This is a genomic window from Neochlamydia sp. AcF65, from assembly GCF_018342435.1.
GTDB lineage: Bacteria > Chlamydiota > Chlamydiia > Chlamydiales > Parachlamydiaceae > Neochlamydia.
Window position 1 is genome coordinate 81984 of sequence record NZ_JAEMUE010000044.1, and the last position, 17504, is coordinate 99487.

General features: G+C 38.7%; 13 protein-coding genes and 1 tRNA gene. 8 read left to right on the forward strand and 6 right to left on the reverse strand.

The genetic code is table 11. From position 1 onward, the window contains the following. The first annotated feature begins 455 nt into the window (after window positions 1-455). Entirely contained in the window at window positions 456-2474 is a 2019-nt protein-coding gene (locus NEOC65_RS05445) for a RasGEF domain-containing protein (RefSeq protein ID WP_213152603.1), read from the forward strand. Here NEOC65_RS05445 and NEOC65_RS05450 read toward each other — a convergent pair. Beyond that, window positions 2463-3506, reverse strand: coding sequence for a M24 family metallopeptidase (locus tag NEOC65_RS05450; protein WP_213156001.1), 1044 nt, complete (start codon window positions 3504-3506; stop codon window positions 2463-2465). The genes NEOC65_RS05445 and NEOC65_RS05450 overlap by 12 nt on opposite strands. Window positions 3507-3509: 3 nt before the next feature. Then, window positions 3510-5339: a DNA mismatch repair endonuclease MutL gene (gene mutL / locus NEOC65_RS05455; protein WP_213152605.1), complete on the reverse strand. Its 1830-nt coding sequence runs from the start codon at window positions 5337-5339 to the stop codon at window positions 3510-3512. A gap of 200 nt (window positions 5340-5539) precedes the next feature. On the opposite strand from mutL, the gene NEOC65_RS05460 reads away from it, so the two are divergent. From NEOC65_RS05460 to eno, 7 genes are all read left to right on the forward strand, one after another. Continuing rightward, window positions 5540-6775 (forward strand): CCA tRNA nucleotidyltransferase, encoded by a 1236-nt coding sequence (locus NEOC65_RS05460; protein WP_213156002.1) that lies wholly within the window; start codon window positions 5540-5542, stop codon window positions 6773-6775. A 165-nt stretch (window positions 6776-6940) separates the two neighbouring features. Next, a complete protein-coding gene (locus NEOC65_RS05465; protein WP_039383053.1) occupies window positions 6941-7141 on the forward strand; it encodes a DUF3185 family protein in 201 nt (66 codons plus the stop codon). An 850-nt stretch (window positions 7142-7991) separates the two neighbouring features. Further along, window positions 7992-9101 carry a DUF4116 domain-containing protein gene (locus tag NEOC65_RS05470; protein WP_213156003.1) on the forward strand — a complete coding sequence of 370 codons (1110 nt, stop codon included), beginning with the start codon at window positions 7992-7994 and terminating at the stop codon, window positions 9099-9101. A 205-nt stretch (window positions 9102-9306) separates the two neighbouring features. After that, entirely contained in the window at window positions 9307-10374 is a 1068-nt protein-coding gene (locus NEOC65_RS05475; protein ID WP_213156004.1) for a DUF4116 domain-containing protein, read from the forward strand. A gap of 298 nt (window positions 10375-10672) precedes the next feature. After that, entirely contained in the window at window positions 10673-11428 is a 756-nt protein-coding gene (locus tag NEOC65_RS05480; RefSeq protein ID WP_166157876.1) for a TrmH family RNA methyltransferase, read from the forward strand. Beyond that, window positions 11425-12579, forward strand: a complete 1155-nt coding sequence (gene rsgA, locus NEOC65_RS05485; RefSeq protein ID WP_242678239.1) for a ribosome small subunit-dependent GTPase A — start codon at window positions 11425-11427, stop codon at window positions 12577-12579. The genes NEOC65_RS05480 and rsgA overlap by 4 nt, the downstream gene beginning before the upstream one ends. Window positions 12580-12895: 316 nt before the next feature. Next, window positions 12896-14227: a phosphopyruvate hydratase gene (gene eno, locus NEOC65_RS05490; protein ID WP_213156005.1), complete on the forward strand. Its 1332-nt coding sequence runs from the start codon at window positions 12896-12898 to the stop codon at window positions 14225-14227. Between the two features lie 392 nt (window positions 14228-14619). On the opposite strand, the gene NEOC65_RS05495 is transcribed toward eno, so the two are convergent. From NEOC65_RS05495 to NEOC65_RS05510, 4 genes are all read right to left on the reverse strand, one after another. After that, window positions 14620-15276 (reverse strand): carbonic anhydrase, encoded by a 657-nt coding sequence (locus NEOC65_RS05495; protein WP_166157882.1) that lies wholly within the window; start codon window positions 15274-15276, stop codon window positions 14620-14622. Window positions 15277-15905: 629 nt separating this feature from the next. Further along, entirely contained in the window at window positions 15906-16493 is a 588-nt protein-coding gene (locus NEOC65_RS05500) for a peroxiredoxin (RefSeq protein ID WP_213152610.1), read from the reverse strand. Window positions 16494-16520: 27 nt separating this feature from the next. Then, a complete protein-coding gene (locus tag NEOC65_RS05505; protein ID WP_166157888.1) occupies window positions 16521-17156 on the reverse strand; it encodes an MBL fold metallo-hydrolase in 636 nt (211 codons plus the stop codon). Beyond that, window positions 17157-17230, reverse strand: a tRNA-Arg gene (locus NEOC65_RS05510). It abuts the gene before it with no gap. Between the last annotated feature and the right edge of the window lie 274 nt (window positions 17231-17504).

A 17504-nucleotide genomic window follows, 5' to 3' on the forward strand; every position in this document is an offset into this window, starting at 1 on the left:
AAAGTTAGAAATACAACGAGATAGGAAAAAAATATCTTTTGTCTAAAGCTTAGCATGAAAATTTGAAATTTAAAATCCCTGTTGTTAAGGGGATAAGATTAATATAAGGGCAGCTTTTTATTGATAATATATTTTATCGTAAAATTTTTGAAGGGACCTTTGGATGCTAACTTGTTCAGTTTAGGCCTACTCCGGTTTAAAATTCGCCCCTTTTTTTCCCTTTTAACAAGCTTAAGCTGCTCATCAAACATATTTACCCTTTTAAAGATTTAGATAAAATGTAAATTTTTAATTTTTTAAGAGAATAAAAAAATAAGCTTAAGGTTAAGAACTTGCAGCTTGCCATCGTTAATTAACACCTTGCTTTACAAGAGGTAGTTACATTTATAATTAAATAATAATTAATAATTATATTATAATAACTATTAGTAGGATTTTAATTATGAGGTATGCAAATGTCTTCTATAGCTAACAAGCCTTTCTCTCCTTCCGATTTCACAACAGCTCCCTCAGCGACTAGGCCCTTACCTCCTAATAAGCCCTTGCCAGCTATTCCTGGCCAGCCAAAAGTTTCTCCTACTGGACATATATATAGCCAAAAGAATTCCTTAGAGTCTATTTCGTTAGGAAAAACTTTTTCTCAATCAACAGAAGCAACTCCTCCCGAACTTAAATCCCATCGAATTACTTCTTTTACTTTAGATAAAGCTAGCTCCCTTGTTCAAGCCGCAACCTCCAAAGTAAGTTCTATAGCTAAGAAAACCTTTGAAGAAAGTAAGAGATTAACAAACAAAGAACAAAGACAAGAAGCTTTTTTTAATGGGCGAGAAGGTATTCAAAAAGCTAAAGAAAAAGCTAGAGACTATAAAGATAGATCAGCAGAAAAATTAGGCGAAATTAAATCGCTGCTAAACCACAAAGTGACAACGTTTAAAGAAACTTCTGCTCGCTCTATAAAAACGACAGCCCTTAAGGTCAAACATTCTACTCTCTCCTCGTTTAGAGAGGTAACCTCCTCAGAAAGAAGAGAAGAATTTTCTAAAAATTTCAAGGTAGCTTCTGAGCGTTTAAAAGATAAAAATGTGCAATATTTTAAAAAAGCGCAAAGTAAGGCAAGCGAAGTAAAAAGTAGCCTGCAAGCCAAGATTGATAATAGTGCTACCTTAAAGAACATCCGCCATACAATCTCTGCCCCCTTTAAAAGCACTGAAGCCAACCGCATGATGGTGGAGGAAAGGGCTGCACAAACTAAAGAGTTGTTTGCAGATATTTTTAAAAATATAACAAAAGAAGAACTTTTAAAAAATGAGAGTGCAAGAGAAAAATCAGAATATGCCGAGATTTGCCCTCATATAGATCAGTGGGTTAAGTTGTCAAATATGATCAGCAATTCTACCACCTCAAAAATTGTTAACACAGACAATTTAGGGGAGCGTGTTAAAGCGGTTGATTTGTATGTTCGCATTGCCGATCAAGCTTTTAAAAATGGCGATTTTGCCACCGCCCAGGCAATTTTTTTAGGATTAAATCAAGGAAGTGTGCAGCGGCTGCATAAAACTTTTGCCGCCCTTCCACGGCAAACAAAGAATATATATGCAAATTTGGAAAAAAGCTTCTCCAATCCTAATTACTTTTCTTTAAATAAAATTATGGAATTTGCTGAGGAAAACCCTAGTTTATCCATCGTTCCCATGATACATACGGTCTTATCAAGAATTGTTTTAGATGGAGAGAAATATATGAAGTCTAAAGCAGATTTAAATGAAACACGCCAAATTGATAAATACATTTCTTCATTTAAAGAAGCCCCAGAAGGATTAACCGCCGAAATTAATAGTTTAAACAAACAGATAGAAAGCATTAGCAAAGAAATTAATGAGGCTAAATTGAATAACGTTTCTTCTTTAAAGCTTTCTTATAAAAAGAGTGACGCAAGTTTAGAACTTTCCTATGCATTAAAAGTAGAAAAATTTGGTGATTACATTCAGTTGCAAAAAGCAGGCATTTCTTATGAAACTCATAAAGCTTATTTAAACCAACAACTACAAGATATAAACGAAAGAATCCAGCAAGCTGAAAAAGCAGGCCAAGCTATTGCTTCTGAAGAACAATTTGGTAAAGAAAACTTAGAAAAAGAAATTGAGATTGCAGAGTGGCTTTATCATGTGGCCAAAGAAATTTACTCGAAAAATTCCTCCCTGGATTTAGAGGGAATGCTGGAGAAATTCAAGCTAAAAAATGATAGAAACAGCAAAGTTGCTGAAGAGAATGTAAAAACGGACGAAAAAAAGTTAGATTCTTTAATCAATGATCTTACGAAATTACAGACTTCTCATCCCTCAAGCAAAGATAAATCAGCAGGGGTAAAGGAAAGCGATTGGTACTTCCAACCCCCAACAGATAAAAACCAATTCGAGAAGGATATATATGCCCAATCTTTAAGAATCGAACCCCGTGCCTCCTCACGAGCCTAGGACTTGATAGCCGGTAGAAGTAATTAGGAGGGTGTCTTCAATACGCACACCTCCTACACCAGGAAGATAGATGCCAGGTTCAATGGTGATGACCATCCCTTCTTGCAGCGGTAGCTGCTGATAAGGTTCTTTATCACGGATCGAAGGCCACTCATGGATTTCTAATCCTACCCCGTGGCCTAAGCTATGTAAAAAATGCTCTCCATAACCGCACGCTGAGATGTAATCCCTAGCTGCCCGATCTAATTCTCCTAAAGTTATTCCAGGCTTACAAAGCGCCATAGCTCGTTGCTGAGCTTTTTCTACAATTGCATAAACTTTCCGCATGATAGCAGGCGGCTCACCCCAAAAAAGTGTACGAGATAAATCCGAGTGGTAACCTTTCCATTTCACGCCTACATCAAACAGCACCGTCATGCCTTCCCTTAACTCGGTCTCTGCTGGGCGATAATGAGGTAAAGCACTATTAGCTCCGAAAGCGATAATAGGATCAAAAGCTACTCCCTGAGCTCTCTTTTTTTTCCAAAAAATCTCTAATTCGGCAGCCAATTGGTCTTCTCTTACCCCCTCTTTTAGAAGGCTTTTAATATATTCATATCCTTGCATTCCCAGTTGGGCGGCCTCTTGAAGAATAGCTATTTCCTGCGCATCTTTTAGAGCACGAATTTTTTGAAGGGAGTGACTTAAAGAAACCAATTTAAGATTTTTAAACTTCTCTTGCATGCTTACATAGGTTTGATAGGAGATCGTCTCGCCATCAAAGGCTAGCGTACTAATTCCTTCTAGCACGCTTTCTAAAGAAGTTTTATCATTTAAATAAACAGGCACAGGTGCTTGATTTTTACAATATTCATAGTAACGATTATCCACAAAAAGAGCAGAATGGCTTTTAGTTTTAATAAGCAGCTTTCCCGCAGATAAGACTAACCCTGTCAAATAGTAAAGGTTGGTAGGATCCTCGACAAGAAAAGCTTCAAGGTTAGAATCATGAAGAATTTTTTTAACTTTTGCTAGACGATTTTGGAAATTCATAGACTACCCTTTAAAATTTCTAAATATCTCTTCGGTGCTTATAAAAGCAAGAGTAGACTTTCCTTGAGGGCAAAAAAAAGGCATAGAGGTTGCAAACAATTGATTGACTAGCGATTGAGCTTCTTCTGTTTGCAAGCGCTTGCGGTAATGGACGGCAGCATGGCTTGCTGCTACGGATAAGCGTTTTTCCATTTCTTTATCCCTCATTTTACCTTCCGGAAAGTTGTGCATCATATCTAACAGGTCTACTACCCATTTGGAAAGATCTATATTTCCGAATGTAGCTGGGATAGCATCTATCATAAAGCTATGAGGCCCACTTTCATGGATATGCACTCCCATCCGCGCAAAATCATCTAGGTTCGTAGATAGCGCAGCTGCTTCCGAGGAAGGCAAATTGATATGATGAGGAATTAATAAAGATTGAACAGCTGCACTTCCAGTGCGTGCCTGCAGCAAATTTTCAAAAATCACTCGAGCATGTGCTGTCTTCTGATCCACTAAGCAAAGTGTATCAGAGGATACCTGTTTCCATGCTTCTAATGAGTAAGCATCCAAAATAATATAACCTGGTATCGTTGCCAAAACACGAGGAAAAGAACGTTTTTCTTGGGTAAGAGGAACATGGAAAGAAGGCTGAGGTTCCTCTTTAAAGGGAACCTTAGCCATAGGGGGCAGCGGCTGATACTCTTTAGCTAAATCTCTCTCTTGTACAGGATGCAAGGAAAAAGCCGGTTTAACGGCAGGCATTATAAAGGTGGAGGTAGATGGCGGAGAACTAAAATCTTCATGAATAGGCTGATGATCTCGGCAAAAATTTGCATTACCTTTATGAATAGCTTGCTGGATTCCTTTAAGGACTAATTCTCTTAATATATTTTCTTGACGAAGTCGGACCTCTTTTTTTTGCGGGTGGACATTTACATCCACGGTCTCACCGGGCACATTCAAATGTAACACAAAAATAGGATGCCGATTAGTCGGCAAACTTGTGCCATAGGCATCCCGCACAACTGCAGATATCAAGGGAGAAAAAACAGCGCGCTTGTTAATAAAAAGATATTGACCGGTACGATTTTGACGAGAATAATGAGGAGCTCCTACATATCCATGCAAGCTATAATCACCATTTGTAATCTCTACCTCACAACAGCTCGTCACAAACTCGGCTCCCATTAATGCAGCAATTCTCTCCTTCAATTGATGGGAAAAAGCTTTGCCCGGAGAGCCTCCCGTTTGGATTTCATTAATCTGATTGTTGATCAATTGAAATTTAACATGGGGATGTCCAAGAGCAAGTAGGGTAATGATTTTGTGAATTTCCTGAGCTTCATAGGCAGGAGATTTTTGAAATTTTCTTCTTACAGGGACATTAAAAAAAAGAGACTTCACTTCAATCGTCGTCCCAGGAGCACGGGCAGCGGTGCCACAGTGCATGAGCTTTCCTCCTTCCACAATCACAAGGGTGCCTTCCCCTCCCTCTTGTGGAGCAGTCAAGAGAGTGAATTTGGAAATAGAAGCAATTGAAGGAATAGCTTCTCCTCGAAATCCCATAGAGAAAATTGACTGGATATCTTCTACTTCTTTAATTTTAGAAGTAGCATGGCGTTCCAGGCAAAGTACGGCATCATCCTGCTGCATTCCTGCACCATTGTCAGTCACGCGGATAAGCTGGCGTCCCCCTCCTTTAATCTCTACGCAAATCTCTGTAGCGCCTGCATCTAAAGAATTTTCCATTAATTCTTTTACTACAGAAGCTGGGCTTTCAATGACTTCGCCTGCTGCGATCTTATTAATAGTATGTTCATCAAGAACACGAATTTTTGAAGGCATAATACTTATTACTCGCTTAAATTTCTCAAGTATAAAGGATGACTCATAAGCAAGCAAGGAGAAGGATATCAAAAGATAAAAGCATTCTTGAAGTAGCTTGAAGAAAGAAAACAAAATAAAGATGATCGTTAGTTTTATAGATTGCAAGAATGCCTTGCTATCTCTTGCCTCCTTATAGCTTTTTTTAGTAACATGATTCTATGCAGATTAAAAAATTAGCTACAGATATTGTAAAAAAGTTAAACCAAGCGGGGTACAAAGCTTATTTTGCCGGCGGTTGGGTACGCGACTATTTGATGAACCAACCTTCAGCTGATATAGATATTGCTACAGATGCACCCCCTGAGGTGATTTTAAAACTTTTCCCTCATACCTTTTTAGTAGGCTTAGCTTTTGGAGTGGTCATCGTCATATTAGAGGGATATCAATTTGAAGTGTCTACTTTCAGAAAAGACTTAGAATATGTCGACGGTAGAAAGCCAAAAAGCATTGAGCTATCCAATGAAGAAGAAGATGTAAAACGTCGAGACTTTACTATCAATAGCATGTTCTATGACCCTTTGGAAGAAAAGATTTATGATTACGTGGAAGGAAGAAAAGATTTAGAATTAGGTCTTATCCGCACAGTAGGAAACCCTTTTGAGCGTTTTTCCGAAGATCGTTTACGTATGCTAAGAGCTATACGTTTTTCTGCCCGCTTTAATTTTCGGTTAGATGAAGCCATCCAACAGGCTATTCAAGAAAAGGCTAGCACTCTTTTTCCAGCTGTTGCTATAGAAAGAGTATGGAAAGAATTTGTAAAAATGGCTGGTTACCCTCATTTTGCAAATGCTTTGATGGAAATGCACCGCTTGGGTCTATTAGGAGTTATTTTTCCTTCACTTGCTCTCTTAAATCTAAAAGATTTAAGTCAATATCTTAGTCCTTTTTCAAGGTTTCCTACCTATACTCCTACTATTTTATATATCCTTGAGCTATTCCCCTCTTTTGATACCCAACAGCTGCAAAACCTTTGCAGTTACTTGCGCCTCAGCAAGGAAGAGACTAAGCTTGCTATTTTTGTGCAGACTGGAAAGCAACTTTTATCCGTAGCTCAAAGGCTTCCTGATCCTGAATGGGTCCACTTTTACGCTCATTCATACTCTCAAGTATGTCTAGAGATCTTCGCAGCCCGCCTATCTGAAGATAGTGAAGAAGCTTTTTATCAAGAGCATGAACAGAAGAAGGAACGCTTGAAACCTCATATTGAACGCGCGAGAAAAAAACAGCCTTTAGTGACTTCCAGTATGCTTAAATCTTTAGGAGTTTTGCCTGGTAAAAGCATGGGCCTTTTATTGCAAGAAGCAGAAAAGAACGCTATTTTGCATAATCTGCAAGCCCCTGAGGAAAGCATAAAAATGCTTCAGCAGTCCAAACATTGGCCGAATTTGAACTAAAGGCTTTTGCAAGGGTCTTTTAAAGCTAGAAAAAAACTATACAAAATATAGGAGTCAGCTATAATAACTTTACAGCTTGAAATAGTAGAATGGATTACGCAAAAAGCTTTTTTATCAGTCATACAAAATTAGCTAATTTTTAAATTATTTACCTCAGGAGAATTTATGCGTATATTAGGTTTGGTTAGCTTAGCAGTTGGAATTGCTCTTCTATTATTTGGCATCAATTCTTCTCAAGCTTTCACAGAGAAGGTCGTAGAAGATGTTACGGGCCGCTATACAGACAATACAATGTGGTATATTATTGGCGGGATAGCCATGATTGTAGGAGGAGGAGCCCTCACTCTTTTTGGCAGAGCTAAATAAAGAAAATTAAAGGGTAGAGGAGTCGATTCACCGGGGTTTTATACCAGATATAGCAACTTTTAGAGCTCAAAGGAGCATTTTTATTTTGATCATAGCCCCCTTGACAGCAAGCAGAAATTTGTTTGATTGTTAGTATCGGTAATATAAACATTTCAAGCCACCGGCATTCAGTATAAAGGGGGCTTTTTCTTTTGCTTTATTTGGTGAAACACCCAAGGTAGAGTCGTATTCCTCTTTGATTTTTTAAAACCATCCATTGGCTTTGCTAAAATATTTCAACCTAGATCGCCTATCTGTAGTTTAAGCTTATAATGATTCAATTTTCACGCTTTATCTCCGTGCTGCCTACCTTTTTCTAAAGCCTGCTTGTGCAGAAGGCATGAAATGGCTTAAACCATTAAGCCCTCAGCAGTAGGGCTAGAAAAATTAAATCATAAATTTCTCAAGTATAGAGTCCATCAATTAAGAGTTGTGATAGTTATTTAGCAACATAACAAGCTGGCCTTGTCGAAGTAATATAAGGTTAGATGCCTTGGAAGGATGCCCAGTTAGAGCTTGAAGTAAAGCTAGTTCTGTTGAGCGTATGGCTATAACTTTCTGGAGTTGTCAAGCGCTATGTATGTTAACTTGGGTTAATAATTTTTCTTCATGAGCTTATCTAAAAATTCTATAAAGGTGGTTTTATTCAAGAGATAAAACTGAGCATCTAAAAATATTTTTTACCTCAAATCTCAGTAATAAAAGACAGCCTCCAATTAAGCAGAACAAAAAAAATTACTTTTTTTGTTGGATTTAAATCAAACTGAAATTAAATTTGGTTCACATCTAAATGAGATCAAGGAGATACAAAATGGGAATAAGCAATTTATCTCAGGCATGCAGTAGGATAGATAATATCAGTGACTATATCCCTGTTGTCAGCACGGTCACTAATTTAGTCGATCTCTTCCAGAAATGTATTATTGCGACCTTCATATCAAAAGAAAGCTTAATAAAGAGCCATTACTATAGCCACCTTAGCCGTAAAAGCTTTGGAAGGTGCATAACCTTGCTGATTCCTGTTTTGGGTAATCTCACCATTGGTATCATCGACTTCCTGCATCGAAATGATGCTAATAAAAAGCAACAAGATAAGAATTTTTCTCCTAATCATACAGCTCTTCAAAAAGATAAAGAAGCTTTATTTGCTCTTGTTAAGAAAGATGGCCTTGCTCTTAAGAGCGCTCGCTTAGAACTCCAAAAAGATAAAGATATCGTGCTGGCAGCCGTTAAGCAAAATGGCGAAGCACTTCAATATGCTAGCCGCGAACTTAAGGACGATAAAAACATTGTACTTGCTGCAGCCGAGCAAAATGGCTGGGCCCTTGAGTTTGCTAGCCCTAGGCTGCAGAATGATAGGGATGTCGTACTTACGGCTCTTCGCCAAAATGGCGGAGCCCTTCAATACGCCAGCTCCAGGCTTAAAGATGATCCCAAGATTGTGCTTGCTGCTATTGAAGAAAACGGCTGGACCCTTCAATACGCCAGCTCCAGGCTAAAGAAAAATAAAAAGATGATCATTGCTGCCATTCAAAACGAGGGCTGGACCCTTGAAGAGGCTAGCGAAGAGCTTAGGAACGATAAAGACATTGTGCTGGCTGCTGTTAAAAAAAGGCCCCTAAGGCTTCGCTATGCGAGCGAAAAGCTTAAAAACGATAAGGATGTGGTGCTTGCCGCAGTTAAGCAAGATGGCTACGCTCTTGAATTTGCTAGCCCACAACTGCAAAATGATAAGGATGTCGTGCTTGCTGCCATCCAACAAAATGGCTGGGCCCTTCAATATGCTAGTCCCGCACTTAAAGACAATCTAGATATTGTGCAGGCTGCTGTCCAACAGAATGGTTGGGCCCTTCAATATGCTAGCCCAAAGTTGCGCAATAGCGAGGAGCTTATTAAAGTAGCCAAGCTGACTAGGAAATAAACACCTTTAGTACTTATTTAAAAAGGCATATTTATCAAAGTTCGGCCGCCTAAAATCTCTTAAAACCATGGGGACAAGCAGGCCTACTTTCCCTTGCTTCACAAGCTTTCCTTAAAGGGAAATAAAATAAATTCTATAGGTTTTAAATAATTTTTTATTTAAAATTAATTTCTTTGTTAGACAACCAATTGATATGGAAGCTCCCATGAAAATCTATGATTTATCTCAAGCTTACCGTTCGATTGATAATGTTGCAGACTATATTCCTCTAGTTAGCACAGTGACTAATTTAGTTGATATTTTCCAAAAATGTATCCTTTTATCTTTTAAGCAAGAGCAAAAGTTTCCTAAGAACCCTTATCATGCTCACCTCAGACTTAAAAGTTTTAAACGATGTATAATTTTATTGATCCCTATCCTAGGGAATATAAGCGTAGGAATTTGGGATTTTACTTGCTCTAGAAGCAGTAACAAAAAGTCTATAACAACGAATGTTGAACGAAAGAGTTCAGCTCCCCAAAGCAGCAATAAAAAGGCGAAGAACAATAAAAAGCTTCTCCTTGCTATTGTCAAGCAAAATGGTTGGGCGCTCGAATATGTCAACAAACAGTTTAAAGATGATAAAGATATTGTACTCGCAGCTGTCAAGCAAAAAGGCATGGCCCTTCAATATGCTAGTGAAAACCTCAAAAACAATAAAAGCGTGGTGCTTGCCGCCGTTCAGCAAGATGGCTGGGCACTTGAGCATGCTAGCAAAGAGCTTCAACATGATAAGCAAGTGGTCTTGGCTGCCGTCCGGCAACATGGCTCGACGCTCCAAGAAGTTAGCGAGGAGTTTAAAAATAATAAGGAGATCGTGATTGCCGCCGTTCAGCAGAACGGCTGGGCCCTGCAGTATGCTAGTGAAAAACTTAAAGATAATAAAGAAATTGTACTTGAAGCTGTGCGCCAGAATGGCTGGGCCCTACAGTACGCTAGCGAAAAGCTTAAAAACAATGAGGATGTCGTGCTTGCTGCCCTTGAGCAAAATGGCTTAGCCCTTGAGTATATTGGCCCCCTTTTAAAGGAGAATGAGAATGTTGTGCTTGTTGCTCTTAAGCAAAATGGTTTGGCCCTTGAGTATGCTAGCCAAATTTTTAAGAGTGCTGAGCATATTGTGCTTACAGCGGTTCAGCAAAATGGTAAAGCACTCCGGTATGCCAGTTATGAACTTCAAAAAAACAAGAAGCTTATCAATCTTGCTAAAAGCAGAAGCTCTCCTCTGATCCCTTAGCTTCCTTTTAAAATCCTTTAGAACTTTCAATGGAAATAGAAGATATTTAAACAAGATATTTATCGCTTTGGAAAAGCTTCTGCAACCTTAAAATAAACAACTTGGAAGCTTTAATCTCTATTTTTAGCTCTTATCATTGAGTGTAAATTAAAAGATTGCTTAAGGCAACGAATAAAAGTAGGCAGGGTAATCCAAATAAAGAACTTAAGAGAAGGGAGAGGAGGCGCGATTCATCTATTGCAAGATGGAGTAAAAAAAGTTATAGTTAGCTATCGCAAGGTAATAAATCTTTATTTTTATGAAAGAACTTTCTAGCCCTCAGCATCCTTTAGTTAAACATTTAGTCAAGCTACGTCAAAATCATGATTATCGCTGGCATCATCAAGCCTTTGTGCTTGAAGGGATCAAATTAATCGCTGAGGCCAATTCTTTGCTTACTTTCAAAACTATCTTAGCTTCTTCTCTCCATCTTTTACCTAAAAATGTGCAAGCCGAAAAAATTATTTTAGCGACTCCTGCGCTTATTCAAAAAGTATCAGGCCTTCAATCTTCTGAAGGCATTTTAGCTGAAGCTCCTATGCCTAAATTCTCTAATCTTTATGGAAAAAAATACCTCTTGGCTTTGGATCGTGTCAATGATCCGGGCAATCTAGGTACCATTATTCGCTCGGCCCTAGCTTTAGGATGGGAAGGCATTTTTTTACTTGAGGGAACTTGCGATCCTTTTAATGAAAAAGCCCTGCGTGCTTCTCGCGGAGCTGTATTTAAAATTCCTATGCGTCAAGGTACTTGGAAAGACTTACAAGAGATTATTAAAGTAAACAACCTACAAGGTTTAGTTGCCGATATTAATGGAGTTCCTTTTGAGCAGGTAAAGCCTTCGGCAGGAGTCCTTTTAGTTTTAAGCAATGAAGCTCAAGGACCTTCTCAGGAAGCTTTTTCTATAGGTTCATCGATCACTATTCCTATGTCTGGAGAAATGGAATCTCTTAATGTTTCAGTAGCAGCAGGGCTCTTACTTTATAATTTGCGCCAAAAGAGGGAGCCTTTATGAAACATCCTAAAAAAGATCAGCTACCGCGTATGCCTCAAAAATGGGTGGGCTGTGATCTTGAAGCCGATTATTATAAAGATGATCGTAAAAATTCACGGAAAGAGCGTAAGCTAGCCTCTGCAAAAGATCGCTCTAAATATAAAAAAACTGATAGAGATAAATGGCAAAAAAATAAGGAACTCCATCAAAATATCAAACTTGCCAAAGAAGATTTACTACGGGGTAGGGTTCTATCTATTACTCCCCAAGGAATTATGGTAGAGCATGAGCATGCAATCTATGCCTGTTCTATGCGTGGGCTGTTGAAAAAAGAAAAAACACAATTTAAAAATCTTGTTACCGTAGGAGACTTGGTATTATTTCAAAAAACAGATGCTCAAGAAGGCCTTATCGCGCATGTTGAAGAACGTTATTCTGTTCTATCACGCGCTGACAATCTTTCAAGGCGCCAAGAGCAATTAATCGCTGCTAACATAGATCAGGTATTAATTACTGTTTCCGTTGTCAATCCACCTCTTAAGCCTTTTCTTGTCGATCGTTACATTATAGCCGCACGTAAAGGTGGTATGGAACCTATAATAGTCGTCAACAAGATTGATTTACTCGATCATCCAGCTACACCCCTGGCTGAACAAGAGCTTTATAAAGATTTTCTGCATGCTTATAAAGTCGCGCAGATTCATGTCATACCTGTTAGTATTGTTACCGAGCAAGGATTAGATCAACTAAAAAGCATAATGAAAAATAAAGCCTCAGTTTTTTCAGGGCAATCAGGAGTAGGTAAATCCTCTCTTATTAATGCCATTACAGGCCTCAATTTTAAAGTAGGAAAAGTAGTTGAAAAGACTAAGAAAGGTTCTCATACTACTACTATGGCAAAGCTTATTTCCTTAGAATTTGGTGGCTGGTGTATAGATACTCCGGGAATTAAAAGTTTTGGTTTATGGGATCTTAATAAAGAAGAAGTCGAGCAATACTTTCCTGAAATTGAAGAAATTGGACAACAGTGCAAGTTTCCCAATTGTTCTCATACCCATGAAAAAGAATGTGCTGTAATTGCAGCCGTAGAAAACGAAAAACTTTCCCCCTTGCGGTTTGCTTCTTATCAGTATTTGCTAGAAGCTCTATCGCAAGAGCACTTGCGCCGTTAGCTTTTCCTTGTTTTCGCATGCAAATAAATTCTAAAAGATTTACCAGTAATTGCAGGCCTTTCTTTTCTTACGGTCATCACCCTGCCTTCTTGCCGATGGTAAAGAAATTCTGCCCCGACCTTCGTAGCTGCCTCTTAGCTGTTCTTGATTTAAAAGCCCTTTTTTTGATAGATACGGTTTAGGAAGAGTCTGCTTAGCAGCGTATAATTAGGCATTTGAGAGCAAGCAATTTTAAAATTTTATCCCTCAAGAAGAGTTACTTGATAAGAAACCGCCTAGATTATATCTTAAAAAAAATTAACTCGAAGGTAAAAGCATGTCCTATATTCGCTCAGTAAAAGCTATAGAAATTTTAGATTCGCGCGGTAATCCTACCCTTAAAGTCATGATTACTACCGATCGCGATATTAGCGCCGAAGCTTCAGTACCTTCAGGAGCATCGACAGGTCAGCATGAAGCCTTAGAGCTTAGAGATGGGGATAACAGACGTTTTGCAGGTAAAGGTGTGCAAAAAGCCATCACGCATGTTAATGGGCCTCTCGCTCAAATTCTAGTAGGAGAACATGTCTTTGATCAGGCTCGTCTAGATCGCCTGATGATCACCAGTGATGGTTGTGAGAATAAAAGCCGTTTTGGAGCCAATGCAATTTTAGGAACATCTTTAGCCTTAGCGCGAGCAGGAGCCCTTAATGCTAAACTTCCCTTATATCGCTACATCGGTGGAGCTCATACCCATATTCTTCCTTGCCCCATGATTAACATTCTCAATGGCGGAGCTCATGCTGATAATCTGCTTGATTTTCAAGAATTTATGATTCGACCTACCGGAGCTCCTTCCTTTCATGAAGCTGTACGGTGGGGAGCAGAAATTTTTCATACTTTAAAAGGGATACTTAAAGAAGAAGGCCATGTTACAGCGGTAGGTGATGAGGGAGGCTTTGCTCCTAATCTAGAATCCAATGAGATTGCTTTAGAACTGATAGTCTCAGCCATCGAAAAAGCAGGATACCGTCCTGGCATCGATGTATCGTTAGCCTTAGATTGTGCAGCTTCTGAGTTCTATGATGAATCTACGGGTCTTTATAAAGAGAAAAAGAAACAAAAAAGAAAAAGACCCTTTGTGGAACGAACTGCCGAAGAAGTCGTAGATTATTTAGAAAACTTGGTGAAGAAGTTCCCTATCGATTCAATTGAAGATGGACTGGCCGAAAATGATTGGCTTGGTTGGCAGCATCTTACTAAAAAATTAGGACATCAAGTCCAGCTAGTAGGAGATGACATTTTTGTGACTAATCCTAAATTTCTGTCGCGGGGTTTTGACTTAAACGTTGCTAACTCCATTTTGATTAAACCCAACCAGATTGGCACATTAACTGAGACGCTAGAAACTATTCGCTTAGCGCAGAGCCATAGCTATGCTGCTATTATTTCTCATCGTTCGGGTGAAACTGAAGACAGCATAATAGCCGATATAGCCGTGGCTACAAATGCGGGGCAAATTAAAACAGGCTCTCTTTCTCGTACAGACCGGGTCGCCAAATATAATCGTTTACTCAATATTGAAGATGCTCTTAAAAGTGTCTGCCGCTATTGGGATAGTAACCTTTATAAATGTGGGACAGGTTTTTCCTCTTCCTCATTTTCCTAAGAAAGGGGCCTTGAAGTTAAACAAGGATTAACCCCTTGATAAATTATTTCCTAAACAAGCTAGTTAAGTATCTTTTCTTAAAACATGCAAGAGCACCTAGAGGCTTTTGCATAAATCAATGCTTGCTATGGATATTAATACTAAAAGCTACTTATGCCACCAAGCGTTCGAGAATTAAAGAGCAACATTGAAGCGTTAGGGCCAGTAGGTTTATCCATAATACAGGTCAGAGATCAAAGAATTTGGCAAAATTTTTCCTTGTCCCCTGCTTAATATTTTCATCCTCCACCCATCTTTAGCCCACAAGTTAGCTATTCTAGCTTTATAATTTTTTATCGGTAGGGTTTAAAAATTTGAAGCAAAATTTTATAGAAAAAACAATAAATTATGAATTATCTTAAATTATCTACCATTAGATTAGCTTCTTCTTCATCGATCAAAACAAATTGATGGAGATCTTGCTTATAATAGTAGACATCCGCTTGTGCGATATCAAACCACCATCCATGCACTCGAAGCTGCTTTTTTTCCAGGCGTTCTTGAATGAAAGGATAGCTGATAACATGTTGCATTTGTTGAAGCACATTAATTTGAGAGATTTGGTTATGCTCGGATAAAGAAGGGTTAAGGCTAATTCCTTCTCTCACTTTATTTAAAGCTTCTTCTCCATGCTTTAGCCAGGAACCAAGATGGGGGCAAGTATGGCCATCGACTCCTCGGGCTAGAGCTTGCATAGCTCCACATTCAGAATGACCACAAACAATAATATCAGAAACGTTAAGAGAAAATGTAGAAAACTCTAATACTGCCGAAGCACTGCTATCGCAAAGTGAGGAAGAAGCCGGGGGTATTAAATTTCCAATATTTCTTAACACAAATATATTTCCCGGATGAGTAGAAGCAAAAAGACTGGGCATTAGGCGACTATCAGAGCATGCAATAAAAAGTGCTTCTGGCTTTTGCCCGAGGGCCAACCGAGCAAAAAGAGCGCGCCCCTCCTCGCTAAGGTTCTTTTTAAAATGCGCAATTTCTTGAATGAGTTTTTTCATATTTTGTAAACACTTGTTAATTAAGTTAAATGTATATTGTATATGCTGCCATTCGATCTATCCTCTCACAATGCCCGACCATGCTAGCTGGCAATCAAACTTTTAAGCGTGGCCCCTACTTAATTTTTGCTAGGTCTTTAGCATTTCCCCTTCTTTTTTCTTATATATTGCATAAAAGAACATATGGTGAAAGGATTTTTGCATGCTGTCGTTGATTGATTTCTTAGAGAAAAGAAGAATAAAATAAATTTTAATTATTCACTATTTATTTACAAATGTTTACAGGCATTTTGCAGGAAAGCACATCTAAAAAACTTTATTTATCCTCAGAAAAATTTTCAAAAAAAGTGTTTGGTAATCCATTAAAGGGAAGGGTAAAAAAAACACCCCCCCATAAGAAAAAAACCCAAAAGATAAAAGATCAAGAGCTTACAAAGGTTAAATGGCTAGATATGAACCTTAAAAATATTAAATGAAAACCTAAAAATCTGTTGACTAGGAGCTCAAGCAAATTATTAAGCTTCATATCCCAGGTAAGGAATAATTAGGTTTATGGCCTTCAATTATAACATTAAAAACTAAAGCCAGCGGTACACTTGCTAGTTAAATATGTATCATGCGCTGTAATTTTAAACGGGGGTAAAGTAGTGCTCGAGGCCTTCGCTAGTAGGCTTCATCGTCCTACTACCTTTTTGCCAATTAGCAGGACAAACTTCGCCATTCTCTTCGATAAAGACTAAGGCATCTAGCATCCGCAGAACTTCTTCGACATTACGGCCTAGTGGCAAATCATTGACAACCTGATGACGTACAATACCTTTTTTATCTATAATAAAAAGCCCTCGATAAGCAATACCTTCATGCTGAATAAGCACGTCATAATCGCAGGCAATGCAACGGTTCATATCAGACACAATGGGATAAGTTAGGCCCTGAATGCCTCCTTTTGATTTAGGAGTATTTAGCCAAGCCGCATGGCAATAGGGACTATCTACCGAGCAAGCAACCAACTGAGTATCCCTTTTTTCAAACTCTTTTATTTTTTCTTGAAAGGCATGTAATTCTGTAGGACACACAAAAGTAAAGTCTAAAGGATAGAAGAAAAAAACGACATTTTTACCTAAAAAATCAACCAATGAGAAATTGTTGATAATTCGCCCTTCTACAACCGCTTTTGCCCTAAATTCGGGGGCTTGCTTACCCACTAACACACCCATCGTAAACTCCTTTTTTTATCTTTATCCTTAATTTCCAAAAAACTCTTCGGCCTTCTCTAGCCATTCTTCTGCACCTATCGTCGTGGCCTCTCCATGGCCTGGAAATACACGTGTATCCGGTGGTAGCTTGGCAAGCTTTGACAAGGAATCCCACATAAGGGAAGGTCGTGCCGTGGGAAAAGATAAATTGCCAATCGTACCTTTAAATAAAGTATCCCCTGAGAATAACAGCTGCTCTTCTTGACTATAAAAACAAACACCACCAGGAGTATGACCAGGAGTTTCGATGACTTCAAAAGTAACATTCCCTACAGCAACCTTCTCACCTGCTTTCACATAATGCTCAGGTTCAGTCCCCTCTATATCAATCCAACATGGCAAGCCATCACTTCCAGGATTTTCTACATTCTTTGCATCCAATAAATGGACATAAACAGGAATCTTATATTTATTTTTAAGGGGCGCCACATCAGCAATATGATCCCAGTGTGAATGAGTTAAAAGGATTTTGGAAGTAAGTAAGTGATTTTTAGTGAGATAATCTATAATTGCCGATGCGCTTCCTGGAGCAGGATCGATGATTGCTGCTTGCAAAGTGGCAGGGCAGCTAATGACATAAGCATTCGTTTGAAAAGGACCTGATACAATTGTATGGATAATCATTGCACCGGAGAGGATTTGAACCTCTAACCGCCCGGTTCGTAGCCGGGTACTCTATCCGATTGAGCTACCGGTGCAGAATGTAGCGCTATATTGCCTTACTCTCTGTATTTTAAGCAAGCTTAAAAAGATCAAGAAAGCTTAAAACTTATTTGGTAATCTCTGTTTCTTTTTCTTTGCCTATTAATCTCAGTCTTTAACGATCCAAGCAGTTAATGCAAAATAACTTATTTACTATGTGAGCGTAGATTTTGATCGAAGTCCAGTCAGCCACTTTCTTGCAGAAATTAAGCCAAAAGATTGGCAGAGTTTATCGGCAGGAAAAGGAGCGAAAGGCGAACGCTATTATCA